The 16,545-nt window shown below is 41.1% G+C and carries 15 protein-coding genes; 4 read left to right on the top strand and 11 right to left on the bottom strand.

Going from position 1 to position 16,545, the window contains the following annotated elements; genetic code table 11:
• Nucleotides 1–99: 99 nt before the first annotated feature.
• Nucleotides 100–906, top strand: a complete 807-nt coding sequence (locus tag ACFFRD_RS11180) for a CPBP family intramembrane glutamic endopeptidase (protein ID WP_392481510.1) — start codon at nt 100–102, stop codon at nt 904–906.
• 253 nt (nt 907–1,159) lie between these two features.
• Here ACFFRD_RS11180 and ACFFRD_RS11175 read toward each other — a convergent pair whose 3' ends face one another.
• The 5 genes from ACFFRD_RS11175 to ACFFRD_RS11155 all read right to left on the bottom strand — a co-directional run bounded on the left by ACFFRD_RS11175 (nt 1,160) and on the right by ACFFRD_RS11155 (nt 4,867).
• The gene (locus ACFFRD_RS11175; RefSeq protein ID WP_392481508.1) at nt 1,160–2,281 is read right to left on the bottom strand and encodes a geranylgeranyl reductase family protein; all 1,122 of its coding nucleotides are present in this window, start codon (nt 2,279–2,281) and stop codon (nt 1,160–1,162) included.
• Nucleotides 2,282–2,742: 461 nt separating this feature from the next.
• Entirely contained in the window at nt 2,743–3,291 is a 549-nt protein-coding gene (gene frr, locus ACFFRD_RS11170; protein WP_114083542.1) for a ribosome recycling factor, read from the bottom strand.
• The gene (gene pyrH, locus ACFFRD_RS11165) at nt 3,278–4,006 is read right to left on the bottom strand and encodes a UMP kinase (protein ID WP_012412364.1); all 729 of its coding nucleotides are present in this window, start codon (nt 4,004–4,006) and stop codon (nt 3,278–3,280) included. The genes frr and pyrH overlap by 14 nt, the downstream gene beginning before the upstream one ends.
• Nucleotides 4,007–4,077: 71 nt before the next feature.
• Complete coding sequence (locus tag ACFFRD_RS11160) at nt 4,078–4,632, bottom strand: thioredoxin family protein (protein WP_392481507.1); 555 nt, start codon at nt 4,630–4,632, stop codon at nt 4,078–4,080.
• An 88-nt stretch (nt 4,633–4,720) separates the two neighbouring features.
• Nucleotides 4,721–4,867, bottom strand: coding sequence for a hypothetical protein (locus ACFFRD_RS11155; protein WP_159402495.1), 147 nt, complete (start codon nt 4,865–4,867; stop codon nt 4,721–4,723).
• 215 nt (nt 4,868–5,082) lie between these two features.
• On the opposite strand from ACFFRD_RS11155, the gene ACFFRD_RS11150 reads away from it, so the two are divergent.
• On the top strand, nt 5,083–5,985 hold the full coding sequence (locus ACFFRD_RS11150) for an alpha/beta fold hydrolase (protein WP_392481506.1): 903 nt from the start codon (nt 5,083–5,085) through the stop codon (nt 5,983–5,985).
• A 312-nt stretch (nt 5,986–6,297) separates the two neighbouring features.
• Here ACFFRD_RS11150 and ACFFRD_RS11145 read toward each other — a convergent pair whose 3' ends face one another.
• From ACFFRD_RS11145 to ACFFRD_RS11120, 6 genes are all read right to left on the bottom strand, one after another.
• Nucleotides 6,298–6,477: a hypothetical protein gene (locus ACFFRD_RS11145; protein WP_392481505.1), complete on the bottom strand. Its 180-nt coding sequence runs from the start codon at nt 6,475–6,477 to the stop codon at nt 6,298–6,300.
• A 232-nt stretch (nt 6,478–6,709) separates the two neighbouring features.
• Nucleotides 6,710–6,958 carry a hypothetical protein gene (locus ACFFRD_RS11140; protein ID WP_392481504.1) on the bottom strand — a complete coding sequence of 83 codons (249 nt, stop codon included), beginning with the start codon at nt 6,956–6,958 and terminating at the stop codon, nt 6,710–6,712.
• 322 nt (nt 6,959–7,280) lie between these two features.
• Nucleotides 7,281–7,598, bottom strand: a complete 318-nt coding sequence (locus tag ACFFRD_RS11135; RefSeq protein WP_392481503.1) for a hypothetical protein — start codon at nt 7,596–7,598, stop codon at nt 7,281–7,283.
• A 30-nt stretch (nt 7,599–7,628) separates the two neighbouring features.
• Entirely contained in the window at nt 7,629–9,797 is a 2,169-nt protein-coding gene (locus ACFFRD_RS11130) for a peptidase domain-containing ABC transporter (protein WP_392481502.1), read from the bottom strand.
• Between the two features lie 25 nt (nt 9,798–9,822).
• The gene (locus ACFFRD_RS11125) at nt 9,823–11,337 is read right to left on the bottom strand and encodes an HlyD family secretion protein (RefSeq protein WP_392481501.1); all 1,515 of its coding nucleotides are present in this window, start codon (nt 11,335–11,337) and stop codon (nt 9,823–9,825) included.
• Nucleotides 11,338–12,721: 1,384 nt separating this feature from the next.
• Nucleotides 12,722–13,009 carry a CTB family bacteriocin gene (locus ACFFRD_RS11120; protein WP_392481500.1) on the bottom strand — a complete coding sequence of 96 codons (288 nt, stop codon included), beginning with the start codon at nt 13,007–13,009 and terminating at the stop codon, nt 12,722–12,724.
• Nucleotides 13,010–13,538: 529 nt separating this feature from the next.
• Here ACFFRD_RS11120 and glcD point away from each other — a divergent pair.
• The gene (gene glcD / locus ACFFRD_RS11115) at nt 13,539–15,011 is read left to right on the top strand and encodes a glycolate oxidase subunit GlcD (protein WP_114083532.1); all 1,473 of its coding nucleotides are present in this window, start codon (nt 13,539–13,541) and stop codon (nt 15,009–15,011) included.
• A gap of 248 nt (nt 15,012–15,259) precedes the next feature.
• On the top strand, nt 15,260–16,507 hold the full coding sequence (locus ACFFRD_RS11110; RefSeq protein WP_392481499.1) for a glycoside hydrolase family 10 protein: 1,248 nt from the start codon (nt 15,260–15,262) through the stop codon (nt 16,505–16,507).
• The last annotated feature ends 38 nt before the right edge of the window (nt 16,508–16,545 follow it).

Raw genomic sequence — 16,545 nt, 5'->3', positions numbered from 1 at the left:
ATTCTTGATAAATCAGCAAGAAATCTATAGTGCAAGAAGTCTATCGTGTTTTTTTTGATAACTTTTTTTGAGCCTTCGGTCAACGCCTTACTAGCATTTATGCAAAATGCACCAGCACTAGTTATAGTAATGGCATTTTTTGCTTGCTGGATAGTTTGTTGGTTGCCAGTCGCAGCAGTATCAGCAATATTGCTCAATTGGCAACCCCCTAAACCTTTGCAGCCACAGCAAAAGATGCCATTATTGCTGTCACTTTACCTATTAGCTCCCCTGATTCTGTGGGGAGTTAGTTGGCTTACCAATAAATCTTTTTCGGATTACGGCTTTGTTGGGAATCTTTCAAATTTTGGTTCTTTAGCATTAGGTTTCGGTTTGGGAGTGGTAAGCCTAGCGATTGTATTTAGTGGGCAATTCGGATTAGGTTGGTGTTCTTTTGAAAAAAAGAATTTCAAGTTACTATTACCCATCTTGCTACCGATTTTCTTGATAGCATTGTTAGTCGGTGGGATAGAAGAGTTAGTTTTTCGGGGTTTTCTGTTCACTGAATTAGCACAGGATTATCCAGTTTGGTTAGCAGCAGCAATTTCTAGCTTGATTTTTGCCTTGCTACATCTAGTTTGGGAGCAACGTGAAACTGCACCACAACTCCCTGGATTGTGGCTGATGGGAATGGTGTTGGTGTTGGCACGTTTTGCCGATCGCAACAATTTGGGTTTAGCTTGGGGACTACACGCGGGATGGGTATGGGCGATCGCAACCCTAGATACAGCAGAATTAATTACTTACACAGGTAAAGCCTCTGACTGGTTCACAGGTAAGAATAAAAAACCCCTAGCGGGTTTGGCGGGAATTATTTGTGTACTGGGAACTGGAATAAGTATTTGGCTTTTCTCTAAGTATTTTTAATTTGGTGTTAAATGTCTTATGGGGCTTGGTTAAGTCATACAGGGTAAATTCTCTCTCAGGACGGCGATTTATTGCGTCTCTCGTAACGTATAAGTCTTTTAGACGCGATAAATCGCGTCTCTACATGAGGGCTTTCTGGTTTATCCCAAGCGTATTGGGATAAAACGAAAAGTTCAAGACAGCAAAGAATTTCGTTGAATTCACGTTTCGTCAAAAAGGTGAGAGCATCAAGGAACCCACCTACAACTATTAACTAACCTCCAAAGCCAGGAATTAAACGCTTGAGGGCACGATCGGTAACATCGCTATAGCGCAGTTCTCCACACATAATCTGACCCATGATTTTGGCAGCAGAGGGATGCTTAACACCAACTTTGTAGCCAATACCAGGAAAGCGATAGAATGCTCCAGCTAATTTTTGTGCCCAAGCCATCTCAGTACCCCATTCTTCATTAATAGCTTCACTATATTTTTCTAAAGCGTTGATGTCACCAGAAAGGGCCTCATTAATGGCTCCTGCTGCAATCAAGCCACTAAAAATTGAAGGACGAATGCCTTCTGCTGTCATAGGATAAACTACACAAGCAGCTTCACCAGCCAAAACAGCATTTTGGGTATGCAACTTTTGCTTTCCATCCCACAAGCAAAGGGGATAACCATACTTCTTGCTGGTTTTTATATCTAGATTAAACGATCGCGCATATTCATCTAAAATCTTCTTAAAATCTTGGGGTTCGCCACCGCCAAACGTACCAATACCAATGGAATAACCATCCGCTTTCGGGAAGTTCCAAATGTAGCCATTTTTCACCAACCCCAACTCAATATGAATTGTGGATTTGTCTTTCACAGTGGTGGAAACTTCTGCTTCCAAAGCTGCTGCTAAACGGCGTTTACGTTCTTTGAAGCCTAACCATTTTGCCATTAGCCCTTTAGCACCATCAGCCGCGATTAAGTAGCGACCTGTAATTGGCTCATTGGCTGTGTTAACTTGCCAATAGTCACCTTTAAATTCAATACCCGTTACTTCAGTATTATCTCGTAGTTCAGCCCCTTGCTTCTGTGCTTGCTGCACTAGAAAATGGTCAAAAATATCTCGTCGCACCATCCAGACTGGTTCTTCTGTGGCTATTTTTGCTTCCACTGGGTCGCCTAATTTCCAGGTAAAGCGAAAGGAGTCAGCTTTGACAGAGATTGCCGGGCTAAAATCAAAGTCAAACCATTGAGCGATCGCTGGAGATACACCACCACCACAAGGTTTATATCTTGGTAGGGATTCTTTTTCTAAAACTAATACTGAGCGACCCTGCTTGGCTAAATGATATGCAGCTGTTCCACCAGCTGGCCCAGCGCCGACGATGATGCAGTCGTACATAAGGCTGAATTTTGGCTCCTGAATTAGTTGATTTTCTCTTGAGTAGGGGCACAATTCATTCAATTGCCCCTACTTTAATTATTTATCGAACAGAATTCAGGAGTCAGAATTCAGAATGAATTCTGTGCGAGTGGCGGATAGCGCAGCGTAAAGCCTTCGGCATGGCTTCGCTTAAAGCGAGTCCACGTTCGCGCAGCGTCTCGTAGAGAGCGTCTGAATAGCCGGGTTTAAGACCCCCACTAAATCTACGATTTGGTGGTCTTTAATCAGTCGCGGGTCTGAATCCCCGACTGATTTATTCTGACTCCTGTTAGCGGTAGCGGGGCGTTTAGCCCATTCTGACTTCTGAATTCTTCTTCAAGTCTACTTACTTGTTTAATTTTTGTGAGATACCTAAAAAATGATAAAGGCTGAAGAATTTTACCATCATCCTTCAGCCTTTATGCTTCAGACTTTAGACTTTAAACAGTCGTAATGTCTTTTTCTTTTTCTGCCAATAATGCGTCTATTTTGGCTGTATACTCGTTTGTGAGTTTTTGCAAGTCGTCTTGATGATCTTTTGATTCATCTTTGGAGATTTCAGAAGCTTTCTCCTGCTTGCGAATCGAGTCTATGGCATCGCGGCGGATGTTGCGAATAGCAACACGACCCTCTTCAGCGTACTTAGTTGCCATTTTGACGAATTCTTTTCGGCGATCGCTTGTCAAAGGCGGAATATTCAGCCGAATTACAGAACCATCATTGCTGGGAGTTAAACCCACATCAGAAAGAGAAATCGCCTTCTCAATAATGTTTAGGGTGTTGCGCTCGTAGGGTTGAATTAGAATTGTCGAAGCATCTGGCGTGCTAATATTTGCCAGTGATTTTAAGGGTGTAGGCGAACCGTAATAGTCCACTAATACCTTATCTAATAGACTCGCATTGGCACGACCAGTGCGGATCGTGTTAAAAGCTCGTTGAGTTGACTCAACAGAACTTTGCATTTTGCTTTTCGCGTCAGCTAATATCACAAGAACCTCCCACAAGGGTACCGATGGATTCTCCCAAGACTGCTCGGTGGATGTTACCTCGCACCGTTAGGTCAAATACCAGAATTGGGATATTATTTTCTTTACACAAGGCGATCGCAGTACTATCCATCACCCGCAAATCTTTGGCTAAAACGTGCGCGTAGGTAAGGCTATTGTAACGCTTGGCGTTAGGATAAATCTCAGGGTCAGCATCATATACCCCGTCTACTTTGGTGGCTTTAAAAATCACTTCCGCATCAATTTCTGCTGCTCTGAGTGCCGCAGTGGTATCAGTAGTAAAGAAGGGATTTCCAGAACCAGCCCCAAAAATTACCACCCGCCCTTTTTCAAGATGACGGATGGCACGACGACGGATATATGGTTCTGCTAATTCTTGCATAGCGATCGCAGTTTGCACCCGCGTCTGTACCCCTATGTGTTCTAGCGAATCTTGCAACGTCATGGCGTTCATTACCGTGGCAATCATCCCAATATAGTCAGCGGTTGCCCTGTCCATCCCCGCCGACGCTGCTTTCACGCCACGAAAAATATTGCCGCCGCCAACAACGATGGCCATTTGAACGCCAGTGGCTATCACCTCTGCTACCTCTTGCGCTATTCCTTTGACCACTTCTGGATCAATGCCATAGCCCATGTTGCCCATTAAGGCTTCACCGCTCAGTTTGAGTAAAACCCGTCGGTAATTCGTTCCCATGAAGTTACGCTTTATCAAAAAAGTTGCAATTGCCTCCAATTTAAGATAGCAGTTACAGGGACTATCTATGTCTAGTTACGCCAAATCAATGTTGTACCTATTGGTTCTGTTTGTGGTACATCTATTGGCTGACCAAGAAATAGAGAGGCGATCGCAGTTCTTAAATATTCTTCTCCCACTGCTGATGCATCTTGGGGATGATTGTCAATTTTGCCTTTGTAGCGGACTATACCATTGGCATCTATTAAAAAGGCCATTGGTGTTTTCGTAGCACCAAAACTTTGGGTTACATCTTGCGTCGAGTCCCACAGGTAAGGAAAGTTCAAATTGTGATGTTGGGCAAAAGCTTTCATATTTTCAAAGCTTGGCCTAGTTTCATGATTACCATCACTACCATTCATCCCAATTAGTGTGAAGCCTTTGGGGGCAAACTTGGCTTGAATGTTTTTTAACCTGCCTATATAGGACTCTACATAAGGACAGTGGTTACACATGGAAATAACGCCCACTGCTCGGAACTTCTCAAGATAACGCCTAAGATGGTGTACTTGACCGTCAATTCCTGGCAGTTCAAAATCGGGTGCATAGCTCCCGATGGGAGTATCGATTGTTTCTAGTATATTCATATTGTCTGGCTCGCAGAACTAGGAACAAGAAAAATGTTGTTAAATTCAGCGTCAGTTTCCAGTTGCAAACCACCCCTTAGCCGATGCCTCATATTCTGACAATGTTATAGACCAAAATAGCGATCGTAAATTGTGAATCTACTGAATCTAGCACTGATGCTAATTCACTCACATCTAAAAAAATGGCAAAAATATTACTCACATTTATAGAAGTGATGATTCCTAATGCTGACATAATCTAAGTTGTGAGGAAATTACCTCTATCAACAAGATAAAAACTCTCTACCTGGATAAAACTATCAGCCTAGAAGCTTTTCTAGTGTATGTCTAAGTTATCACTAGACCAAAGAATTTTATTTGAAAATCTGATAAATTTTATTCAAATTCAAAAGAATTTTACTTACGCCTTGCTGCTGACGGGCTTTGACCCTTGTACTCATCAAATTTCTTATGACAACATCAAGTTCAAAAACAGCATTTACCTCTACAAAAACCTGGATTTGGCAAGATTTCCCTATCTGCTATCAAACCCAAGGAACCACTGGGCCGGCTGTTGTCCTCGTGCATGGATTTGGCGCTTCTTGGTGGCATTGGCGGAAAAATATTCCCGTGTTAGCACAAAATTGCCGAGTTTATGCTATTGATTTGATTGGTTTTGGTGGTTCCGCAAAACCTAAACCTGGTGAAAAAATTACCTACACTCTAGAAACATGGGGACAACAAGTAGCAGATTTTTGCCGTGAAGTTGTCGGCGAACCTGCTTTTTTAGTCGGAAATTCTATTGGCTGTATTGTAGCCATGCAAGCAGCTGTTAGCAACCCAGATATTGCCTTGGGAGTTGCATTGCTCAACTGTTCTTTACGGCTTTTGCACGATCGCAAACGGGTAACTTTACCTTTATCTCGTCGTTACGGAGCGCCTCTACTGCAACGCCTGTTATCTATCAAACCAGTTGGTGATTTCTTTTTCAATCAACTCGCCAAACCGAAAACAGTGCGGAAAATTCTCCTGCAAGCTTATGCTAATCCTGAGATGGTGACAGATGAGTTGGTAGATATTCTGACTTCACCAGCAAGCGATCCAGGGGCTGGGGCTGTGTTTCTTGCTTTTACTTCTTATTCTACAGGGCCATTACCAGAAGACCTTTTACCACTGTTACAGTGTCCTGCAATTATCTTGTGGGGAACGGCCGATCCGTGGGAACCAATTAAGTTAGGGAGAGAATTAGCTAATTTCCCACAGGTACAAAAGTTTATTCCTTTAGAAGGAGTTGGGCATTGTCCCCAAGATGAAGCACCAGAGTTAGTCAATCCGATTTTACTTGATTGGATTTGGGAGCGATCGGCAGTGTGAGATTCAGTTGAAAGCTTTTATTGCTTGCCACAGACACAAACTATGTAGAGAATACATCTGGTAGCGGTAAAAGAGTAATTATTAAGTGCAAGTTTACAGAGAATTAGTATATGATAAAAGCCCGTTAAAGCGGGCTTTTTCGTCTTTCAAGCTTAGTCTAAAACGCGGAATATAGAGGTACGCACTTGTTCTGCCCTGACTTGCAAACTCCGGCATATTTCTTGTCATCTGTTGGTTTTTTAGCATTGGGAGTGCAAAGCCTTATTGCAAGCATTTCAGACGGCAAAAAGTGCAAGTTCAATAGGCGATAGTTTACCACCAAGATCGGCGACCGCGCCAAGGGCGGAAACCCCAACTCCCTCTGGGCCGCCAGCCGCCCCAACCAGGACTCGAACCGCCGCCCCACCTGCGGACGTTACCTCCAGCTAAAAGCTCCTGTTGCTCTATGGATAGCTCGACAAGCAAATCGGATTGGATGGATTGAAACGACATAATTGTTTGCCTCACTTTTGTACAGTGCAGAAGGATGGCTAGTGCCTTGATTGATACAGAAAAAGCTGTAGTGTAAAACTATTTTGATCTGAAGTAAGCGGAGTTTACCTATCTTTAACAAGGGGCTTAAGCCCCTTGTCTGGTTATAGGAGACTGCTCAAATTCTTTCTCAAAATTGAATTGAACTTGAGATAATTATATGAGCCTTTCTTTCCCCCACGAATTGCAAAGTTTAGGACAAACGTGGGATTTTACGGAGACTCACGATACCACGAATAAAGAATCGGTTACCACGGGGGGATGTTCCTCCACCACTGAAAGAAGGCTCTTCACCACCCGCTCCTTCACCACCCGATCCTTCATCACCCGATCCTTCATCACCTAAGTCTCCTTCTTCGCCATTTTGTCCACCAGCCAGAAGCTGTTGTTGCTCTGTAGATAAGTCCACAAGCAAATCAGACATGGTACTTTTATTTGACATAATTTTTTACCTCACTTACTAACATTAGGTGTTATTCACCTATATTTTTAATAGTAATTATTTCCTGACAGTTTAAATTATTCTCAGGTTAGAAATAATAATAGCAAAAATATTCCTTTTGACTCATGAAAATTTAAATAAAAACTAAAAAATAGTTTTATATTTTATATTGGCAAAACTGCACTAAATATTGATAATTTCCCCAAGTTTGATCCTGATTTAAAAAGTTAAAAGTTGAACCGTCTAGGTTTTATTAAAAAATGTAGAGGCACGAGTAATTGTGCCTCTACGTGTAGGAGATTTCTTTTCCAAAAGCTAAATTTTATGAGAAGATACTATTTAAGAGATTGGCAATTAAATTTTTCCATTTATCCTCTCCTAAACTAAAGTTTGGTAAAACAAATGTTGTGGAAGACCCAATAGTAAATTGTGACAAACTATATCTAGTTTTTTGTGAAGAAACATCACCACTTACAAGATTTAATGTATTGTCTGCCGCAGTTTGGATATTAGTTTGCTGGATAAAAAAATTACTTCCACCAGGTATATTTGTGATTTGCCCAGCAGCTAAGGTTTCCTGTTCTTCTTCAGACAAATCCCTGAACCATTCAGAATTGGGGAATTTGGTATTTTCAGACATAGTTTTATTTGCTCATACAAAGACTATTTTTTACATTGATAAAAACTTTAAATGCTCTCCTTGCTGAGAGAGGAAAGTCTCAATATCACCTTGTATTTGTACCTGACCTTTATCTAGTAGTACAATCCAATCGGCTCGATTAATTACGCTGGGACGATGGGTAATCAAAATAGTAGTTTTGCCTTCTCGGTATTCCAAAAGCCTGTCTAGTACGTGAGATTCGCTGACTGGATCGAGTCCAGCTGTTGCTTCGTCTAAAATCAGTACAGGTGGATTGGTAAGGATGCCTCTAGCGATCGCTAATCGTTGTCTTTGTCCACCAGAGAGATTCGCCCCAAATTCCCCTAAAACTGTTTGATACTGATTCGGAAGTTGACTGATAAACTCATCTGCATCAGCTATCTGACAAGCTTTGACAATTTCCTCAAAGGAAATGTAAGGCGTTCCTAAGCGGAAGTTTTCTAAAATTGAGCGACTCCAAAAATGAGGTTCTTGGGGTACATAGACTACTTGTTGTCGCAAACAATCCAGGGAAAGGTCGTTGATGTTATAGAAACCAATGCGGATATTGCCAGAGTTAGGCTGATATAAGCCTGCAATCACTTTCGCTAAAGTACTTTTACCACAACCTGACTTACCAATCAAAGCGATCGCTTTCCCTCCAGGAAGCTTGAGAGAAAAATCCTCTAATAAGTCAACTCTGCCAGCATGGTGAAATTGGACATGGGAACAGCGAATGTCTGCATCACTAGAAATTTGAACAACCGGCTTTTGGCTACCTCCGACTACTTCTGGTGTTGCATCGATAACTTCTAGAAGGCGAGAAATTGCTGTTTGAGAGCGAAAATATTCATCTACTAAGCCAACCACTGAGTTAATTAAAGCCAGAACATTGAATTGTAGGGCGTTAAAAGCCAGCATTTGACCAATGCTTAATTCCCCATTAATCACCAAGATACTTCCTAGACCAAGCAAAATCACACCACCAAGGGTAGCTATAAGTTTGCTAATAGTACCGTTGATAATCCCGATTTGGATGGTGCTAAAAGTCAAGTTAGCAAGGCGGCCAAAGCGGCTTTGAAATTCATCCCAAAATTGCGGAGCAGCATTTGTAGTTTTGATTACCTGTGCGCCCTTAAATGTTTCCACCAAAACACCTTGATTTTCCGTCCCTAAAACTAAGAGACTGCGGGTTTTTTGTTGGAGGATGGGTAAAAAAGGTAGGGTCGAGAGGGTAATTAACCCAGCAAAAACGATGACTGCCATTGTCAGTTTCCAACTGTAAAACAGCATCAAGCAAAAAGAAACCACAGCAACAAAAAACTGGCTAGGTAAAAGAACTACAATTTGCGATACCAACTGGTTTATGTCGTTGATATCTCGCAGACGGCTAGTGATTTCACCACTACGACGGGCTTCGTAGTAATTTAAAGGCAATTGGAGAATTTTTCGCCCAAATTCCAAGACTAATCCTAATTGCAATCGCTGCCCAAAATGAGCAATCATAATCGCTTGCAATAGTTGCAAAGTACTGCCGAATAAGCTCATAACTACAACGGCTGAGATCACAACAGTGAGTAACTGGGTATCTCCACGCACAAGTACATCGTCTGTAAGCAGTTGGATCAAGACGGGAGTACCTAGAGCCAACAGACCTAAGACAATGTTGATCGTTAAAACCTGAGTTAGCAGTCCACGATAAGGCAAGATGCGTACTAAAAAGCGACTTAAGCCACCTTTTGCTTCTTCTGCGGGCTGCTCAAAAAAGCGGACTGGATCTGGCTCTAGTAAGAGCATCACCCCATTCCAAGCTTCTGTTAACTCTTCTCGGTTAACATAACGGATACCCACAGCTGGATCGGCAATGACGTACTTATTGCCGCGCTTGGTGTATAAAACAACCCAATGATAACCCCGCCAATGAATAATTGCTGGTAGATTGATTTCTGTGATTCTATCTATGATCGCAGGTGAAGCTTTCACTGCCCTGGCATTAAAACCCAGAGTCTCAGATCCACGCTTTAAACCCAGCAAAGTTGTTCCTAGCTGTCCAGTCCCAACGGCATCTCGACTGCGATTGATGCTTAAAAAACGTCCGTAATGTTTGCAAATTGAAGCAAGACTGGCGGCTCCACAGTCTTCTTCACTCAACTGCAAAACACACTGGTAATTTTTACGGAGTTTGAATAGATCGAACATGGTTACAGACCTATTAAATTAGTGATTAAAAATTTGTGATGAATCTGGCTTTGCGGAGAATGAACTGAAGCACCGTTTCTCGGCGGGAAATTATATCAGCCCTACCTTCCATACCCGCTTTCAGATGACACTGGCGATCGCTTCTACTCAAATATGAAGTTTGTGGCTCAATAGTTACTTCATAAGCAACTACCTGGGCTTGGGCTACACCTGAATTGACATTGCTTTTTACAGGTAAAGCATCTGGTGCAACTGTTTTGACAGTTCCTTTGAGAGTGCCGTAGTCTGGATAGGGACAAGCAGAAACTTGCATCTGAACTTTTTGGCCTGCTTTTACCTTGTCAATATCTTGAGCCGGCACACGAGCTTTAACTACTAAAGAAGCGTTGAGAGGAGCAATCTGAGCGATCGCTTCACTTGGTTGCACTACTTGTCCTGGGTTACGAAGATTCAATTGCAACAGTGTTCCGGCGATTGGCGATCGAATCACACTCAAATTCAAGTCGGTTTGAACCTGTTGCAAATCTTTGCTGCTGCTAGCAAGTTGCTTTTGGAGTTCAAGGCGTTGCTGGAGTAAAGTTTCTCGTTCTTTTTTCAAAGCGGCTAAAGTAGCCTCACCTCTAGCCTGTTCTTGCTTAATCCGTTCAGATGCCACTATTACAGCCGCATTACTGGCATTAATCGCAGTTTTAGCTTTTTCTAAATTTGTTTGCGCGATATTTAGGGCTTGTTCTTTGTCCTCCAAAAGATTTTTAACACTAACTTTAGCTTCTTCTAGCTTCGCCTGAGCAGATATAACTGCTTGTTCTTTTTCCTCAAACAGATTGCGAGAAACCGATCCCGATGCGACTATCGGCTGCAATCGGTCACGTTGCACCTTGGCTACTTTCAAAGCTGCTTCTGCTTCTTGTACAGTTGCCGTTAAAACTTTTTCCCGTAGTAAGCGATCGCGTTGTAGCTTGGCTAAGATTAAAGTTGCTTGTGCTTGTGTCATATCAGCCGCAGCCTTAACTTGCTGATCTTGATAGTTGCGTTGCGTCCCATCTAATTCAGCTTGTGCAGCAATAATTGTGCGGTTGGTTAAGTTTGTCTGAGCTACAATCTGAGCATCGATTTCACCCAGTTGAGCATCAATTTGACTTTGTTGTAATTTACCTTGCTGAATACTACTTTCTAGTTGACTCTTTTGAGTCTGAAGGCGGGAATTATCAATTTGAGCGATCGCTTGTCCCTGAGTCACCACCTGATTTTCTTGAATATCAATGTTTTGAACGGTTCCAGCCATAGCAGACTGAACAACCCGCAGTTCTCCTACAGGTCGAATACTTGCAGGAACTTTGACCGTGACATTGTAACTGAGAACAGATGTAAGAGCGATCGCAGCCACAAAGGTAGTGAGTAAAACTCCTCCGCCAATGTTAGTCCATTTGCTGAGATGGGGGAGAAACTCGTTAACATCAACTACATGGAGTTGTTCTGGATTGGGTTCATTAAACCTATTTCCAAAATAGTTTTCCTCGCGGGCTAAGAAGTTCGCCATATTACATAATTTTTTGAAATGTATACATCAAAAGCTCAGATTTATTTAATATCAACCCCAGTTTTTTTGCTGCAAAGCTGATTAAACCTCATCTATGTTGAAATCAATAGTTTTTCAAAAGATATATTTATTTATGTAGGTTGGGTGGAGTGAAACGCAACCCAACATTACCACCAAATTTTATGTTGGGTTACGCGATCGCTGCACCCAACCTACAAAACTACGGTTCTCAAGATAGACGAGGTTTATATTGCATAACTTGATTGCAAATCAGATGCCACAAAAAATATATCTTTGGTAATATGCCACAGGGCATAATCAAGAATTAAAGTCTATGTTAATCTTGCCAAGATTAATCAGATAGCTAATCACAGATTTGGCTTGTAAGTTAATGTTTGCCAAATTAAAGAATGAAAAAGTAACATATACTGCTAAAAATTCCCAGCATAATGTTTTCCGATTGTCTATAATTAGTAAAAGGGGAAGAGAAAGATATGCACGACAAGATAAGCGAATTTATCTTTCTCAAGATTCAAACGCGGCCAACGCGGTAAAGAATACAGAGGAGAACGCTCAAACTCCCTCAAAGTCCTCACTTACGTTGAGCGAGTTACAATAAACTCCTCTGTCCCCCTTTTTTACTTATAAACAAAGCAATCTTATACAAATTTAATGTGAAGTTGCACATATCTTGATCCCCCTAAATCCCCCTTAAAAAGGGGGACTTTGATGGATGTTTTTCCGGTTCCCCCCTTATTAAGGGGAGCCAGCGCGGTCTTGGGGTCTCCCCAAGTGGAGCGACTGGCGTGGGCTAGGGGGGATCGAATTCTATGCAGCTTCATAAAAAATTGGTATTAACTACAAATCTCCACCCTGAATCTGGATGTTTGGTTTCTGTGCAGAGTCAAATAACACGCAAGTATTGAAATTACTTATTGGATTTCTGGTCAGGTAATAAAGATAGTAAAAAAACAAGTTTTACAAAAAATAGATTCACTCTTAGATGCTTGAAAACCTTAACTCACAACTTTCTCGTTGATACTCTTCTCGCCGAGGATTTTGATAGATGATGAAGATGTAAAATATCTATCGGCTAAGTAGGGAAAACTCAAAATTTCCAGATTATCCAGCACCACCACAATAGAATGGGTGGTGCTGTTTAGTGAAAGTAGACAGGTAGTCTTTGTAATAATCGGCTACTCGGTTCAAAGTTGGAGATTTAAGCTAAGAGAAGTCAGAAAAGGCAAAAATTCAAAGCCAAAATTTACAATAAATATTTTGAACATTTTATTTTTTGCTTTCTCTTCTTTCTCTGCCTAAATTTGCTAAATGCTCTGATGATGTAATAGCTGATTTTTTCAAATTACCTGTGGAAATAATCAATCTAAGCGGCAAATAGTGGTGCTGATAAAAGAGGCAAGGGCGGCAGGACTATGGTAGTAGTACCACCTAATTGTAAGCCCTGTAATGCTGATGTCTGAGTACCGTCATTTGAGCCTTTACTGTTAGCTTCGCTGCCTTGAGGACCAGACCTACTCGTTCCGTCTAACCTTGTAAGTCTTCTAGCGAAATTGCTCTGATTTCTCTGAGAGTCTACACCTCCAGCGAGTAGCTCTTGTTGTTCGTCAAATAACTCGACAAATAACTCAGATGTGTTGATTTGATATGACATGATTGTTAGCCTCACTTACGAAATTAGGTATGTGACTACCTAAGACCCAACTATAGGCATTGTTTGTCATGATTTCATAAACCTGGAGACATAAAACCAAATTGTATTTTTGTTTCTTAAGGTAGATATAAAATCTTTAATTTTTTTTAGATATAGCAATGCCATAGAGCAAGAATGGTCAATATTTGCTATTTTCAAACTGATTTCAAGTATTTGAACATATATTTATAAACTTGGCATATCTAAAACCACTACTTTGACATCATGAGTGGGAAATCATTAATAAGTTTTACTTAAGTCTTTTGAACTAATACATAAGCAGTTGTGACAAATAGACAACCTGTCGTAACGAATGCATAATATCAGGCTTTTCAAGTGGAAAATAAGCTCAGTAAGTTCTAGAGCGGTAAAGCAAGAAAGAACGCCGCAATGGCCAAACCGTCGTTAACCGCTCAAAACTATTGGCAAATCCCTCAAAAACTTGGGTATTGTTTTAAACTCTAAGTTACTATAGTTAACTTTAAAAACTATGCTGACCCAAGATAAAAAACAACACAACTGGAAACCTATTATCAAAGCATTCGAGGTTGTCCTTGGCAAAAATGGCGTAGTGCAACGCCGCGAAGAACTTATTACTTATGAATGTGATGGTTTAACAGGCTATCGCCAACGCCCGGCTGTAGTGGTATTACCTAGAACAACAGAACAAGTTGCCCAAGTGGTAAAGATATGCAATCAATATTCTATCCCCTTCATCGCACGCGGTTCTGGCACTGGTCTATCTGGCGGTGCTTTACCAGTGGAAGACTCTGTTTTGATTGTCACTTCCTTAATGCGGCAAATCATCAGCATTGATTTGGAAAATCAACGCACAATTGTTCAACCAGGCGTGATTAATAGTTGGGTAACACAAGCCGTTAGTGGTGCTGGTTTTTACTACGCTCCTGACCCATCTAGCCAAATTATCTGCTCTATTGGGGGCAACATTGCTGAAAACTCTGGTGGCGTACATTGTCTTAAATATGGTGTCACCACTAACCACGTTTTAGGATTAAAAATTGTCACGCCAGAAGGAGAAATTGTCGATTTAGGTGGACAAATCCCCGAAATGCCTGGTTATGATTTAACAGGTGTGTTTGTTGGTTCTGAAGGCACTTTAGGAATTGCCACAGAGATTACTTTGCGAATTCTCAAAAGTGCAGAATCAATTTGCGTGCTGTTGGCAGATTTTACCAGTATTGAAGCTGCCGGAGCAACTGTTTCTGATATCATCAGCGCTGGAATTATTCCTGGCGGTATGGAAATGATGGATAACTTCAGCATCAATGCAGTTGAAGATGTTGTCGCAACTAATTGTTATCCCCGCGATGCTACTGCTATTTTGCTAATCGAAATTGACGGGTTAGAAGTGGAAGTTGCAGGAAATAAGCAGCGAGTGACTGAAATTTGTAAAAAGAATGGGGCACGAAATGTCACTTCTGCTAGTGACCCAGAAACCAGATTGAAATTATGGAAAGGACGTAAAGCTGCTTTTGCTGCGGCTGGGCATTTAAGTCCAGATTATTATGTGCAAGATGGTGTAATTCCCCGCACTCAGTTACCTTATGTTCTGCATGAAATTGAGGCATTAAGCGAACAATATGGTTATCGTGTTGCTAATGTATTTCATGCTGGAGATGGCAATCTTCATCCATTAATTCTTTATGATAATTCTGTACCTGGAGCATTGGAACAAGTAGAAGAAATGGGTGGAAAAATTCTCAAGCTTTGTGTCCAAGTTGGTGGCAGTATTTCTGGTGAACATGGCATTGGTGCGGAGAAAAGGTGCTATATGCCACAGATGTTTAGCCAAGTTGATTTAGAAACTATGCAATGGGTACGGCAAGTTTTTAATCCTAAAGGTTTAGCAAATCCTGAAAAGATATTCCCCACGCCACGAACTTGTGGAGAAGCAGCAAATGCGTCTGCTGTCAAGCAATTTGAAGGTGTGGAAAGATTTTAATAAGAAAGAATTCAGGAGTCAGAATTCAGGAGTCAGGAGTTAGAATTAGAGTTTGAAATTCTAGTTTATTAGGTTTTGGTATCGTTAAGTATATTCATAACCAAAACTGGCTCCGTATGCTTTCAACTATTCTGACTCCTGACTTCTGAATTCTGAGTTATTAATCATCATTTCTTTACATCATCCGGAGGATTACAACTTTATTTTGTAGTTATATATATTCCGATCGCACTAGGTCACGCTTACAAATGAATCGGGTTGCTCGCCGTTGTGTTTCTTACTTAATGTGTTTGGGATTAGTAGCCACTTTAACAGTTTTTTCATTCTCTTCAGTTTCTTCACTCCCAGTTTATTCCCAAAAAATAATTCCTTTACCTACAGAAATTCGCGGCGTTTGGCTCACTAATGTTGCTAGTGGTGTACTATTTGTCCCTTGGGGCATTAATCGGGCTATAAACCAATTATCGTCCCTCAACTTTAATACAATTTATCCTGTAGTTTGGAACCGAGGACATACTTTTTATAAAAGTGCTGTAGCTGAAATGACTACAGGCTCAGATACTCAACCTTTTCTCAATTTTATGCACGGTGGACAGGATGTTTTAACAAAGATAGTGACACTTGCCAAAAAGAAAAATTTGAGAGTTATTCCTTGGTTTGAATATGGGTTTATGACACCGCATTATTCACAGTTAGCAAGGCGTTATCCCGACTGGTTAACAATTGGGCAAGAAGGTATAAAGTCTATCCAAGATGCACCACCAGAAGAAATTGATAATAGTTTAGTAAGTAAGCTAGCTTGGTTGAATCCCTTACATCCGCAAGTGCAAGAGTTTATCCGAGGGCTAATTTTGGAAGTAGTCAGGGATTATGATGTGGATGGTATTCAGATTGACGATCATTTTGGGATGCCTGTACAGTTTGGTTATGATCGCTTCACCATTGAACTCTACCAGCAAGAACACAAAGGTAAAAGTCCTCCCATAGACCCTTTTAACTCAGAATGGATGCGTTGGCGAGCAGACAAAATTACTGATTTCATGGCAGAACTCTATCAAGCTGTGAAGGCGGTGAAACCCAAAGTCAAAATATCTCTATCTCCAAACTATCAAGCTTTTGCCTACAAATACTATTTGCAAGACTGGGAAAATTGGATAAAAAAAGGTTTAGTTAATGAGTTGGTTTTGCAAGTTTATCGAAATGATAAAAGCTCTTTTATCGCTCAATTAGAACAACCATCTGTGAAATTGGCTCAAAGTCTAATTCCTGTACAAATTGGTATATCAACGGGAACGGTGCGTAATCCTGTGAAAATGGCACAAGTTAGAGAACAGGTTCAAGCAGTACGCGATCGCAATTTTAATGGTATATCCTTTTTTTACTGGGAGAGTCTCTGGGGTTACATTGTACCGGAATCGCCCCAACAGCGACGCAAAGCTTTTTTTGAGATGTTTAATGCTAGAACTGTCAGACTATTCAAACCAAAAAAACTTTGATATTGTCATTTGTCATTCGTCATTTTCTACTCTGCTCC

Origin of the sequence: Nostoc sp. C110 (assembly GCF_043099725.1) — a bacterium.
Taxonomy (GTDB): Bacteria; Cyanobacteriota; Cyanobacteriia; order Cyanobacteriales; family Nostocaceae; genus Nostoc; species Nostoc muscorum_A.
The sequence above is the reverse complement of the archived record's forward strand: the minus strand, read 5'-3'. Positions and strand labels throughout refer to the sequence as shown.

Coding starts and splice junctions, on each gene's coding strand:
- ACFFRD_RS11180 (WP_392481510.1), top strand. CDS start 100: ATGCAAAATGCACCAGCACTAGTTATAGTAATGGCATTTTTTGCTTGC.
- ACFFRD_RS11175 (WP_392481508.1), bottom strand. CDS start 2,281: ATGTACGACTGCATCATCGTCGGCGCTGGGCCAGCTGGTGGAACAGCT.
- pyrH (WP_012412364.1), bottom strand. CDS start 4,006: ATGGGAACGAATTACCGACGGGTTTTACTCAAACTGAGCGGTGAAGCC.
- ACFFRD_RS11160 (WP_392481507.1), bottom strand. CDS start 4,632: ATGAATATACTAGAAACAATCGATACTCCCATCGGGAGCTATGCACCC.
- ACFFRD_RS11155 (WP_159402495.1), bottom strand. CDS start 4,867: ATGTCAGCATTAGGAATCATCACTTCTATAAATGTGAGTAATATTTTT.
- ACFFRD_RS11150 (WP_392481506.1), top strand. CDS start 5,083: ATGACAACATCAAGTTCAAAAACAGCATTTACCTCTACAAAAACCTGG.
- ACFFRD_RS11145 (WP_392481505.1), bottom strand. CDS start 6,477: ATGTCGTTTCAATCCATCCAATCCGATTTGCTTGTCGAGCTATCCATA.
- ACFFRD_RS11140 (WP_392481504.1), bottom strand. CDS start 6,958: ATGTCAAATAAAAGTACCATGTCTGATTTGCTTGTGGACTTATCTACA.
- ACFFRD_RS11135 (WP_392481503.1), bottom strand. CDS start 7,598: ATGTCTGAAAATACCAAATTCCCCAATTCTGAATGGTTCAGGGATTTG.
- ACFFRD_RS11130 (WP_392481502.1), bottom strand. CDS start 9,797: ATGTTCGATCTATTCAAACTCCGTAAAAATTACCAGTGTGTTTTGCAG.
- ACFFRD_RS11125 (WP_392481501.1), bottom strand. CDS start 11,337: ATGGCGAACTTCTTAGCCCGCGAGGAAAACTATTTTGGAAATAGGTTT.
- ACFFRD_RS11120 (WP_392481500.1), bottom strand. CDS start 13,009: ATGTCATATCAAATCAACACATCTGAGTTATTTGTCGAGTTATTTGAC.
- glcD (WP_114083532.1), top strand. CDS start 13,539: ATGCTGACCCAAGATAAAAAACAACACAACTGGAAACCTATTATCAAA.
- ACFFRD_RS11110 (WP_392481499.1), top strand. CDS start 15,260: ATGAATCGGGTTGCTCGCCGTTGTGTTTCTTACTTAATGTGTTTGGGA.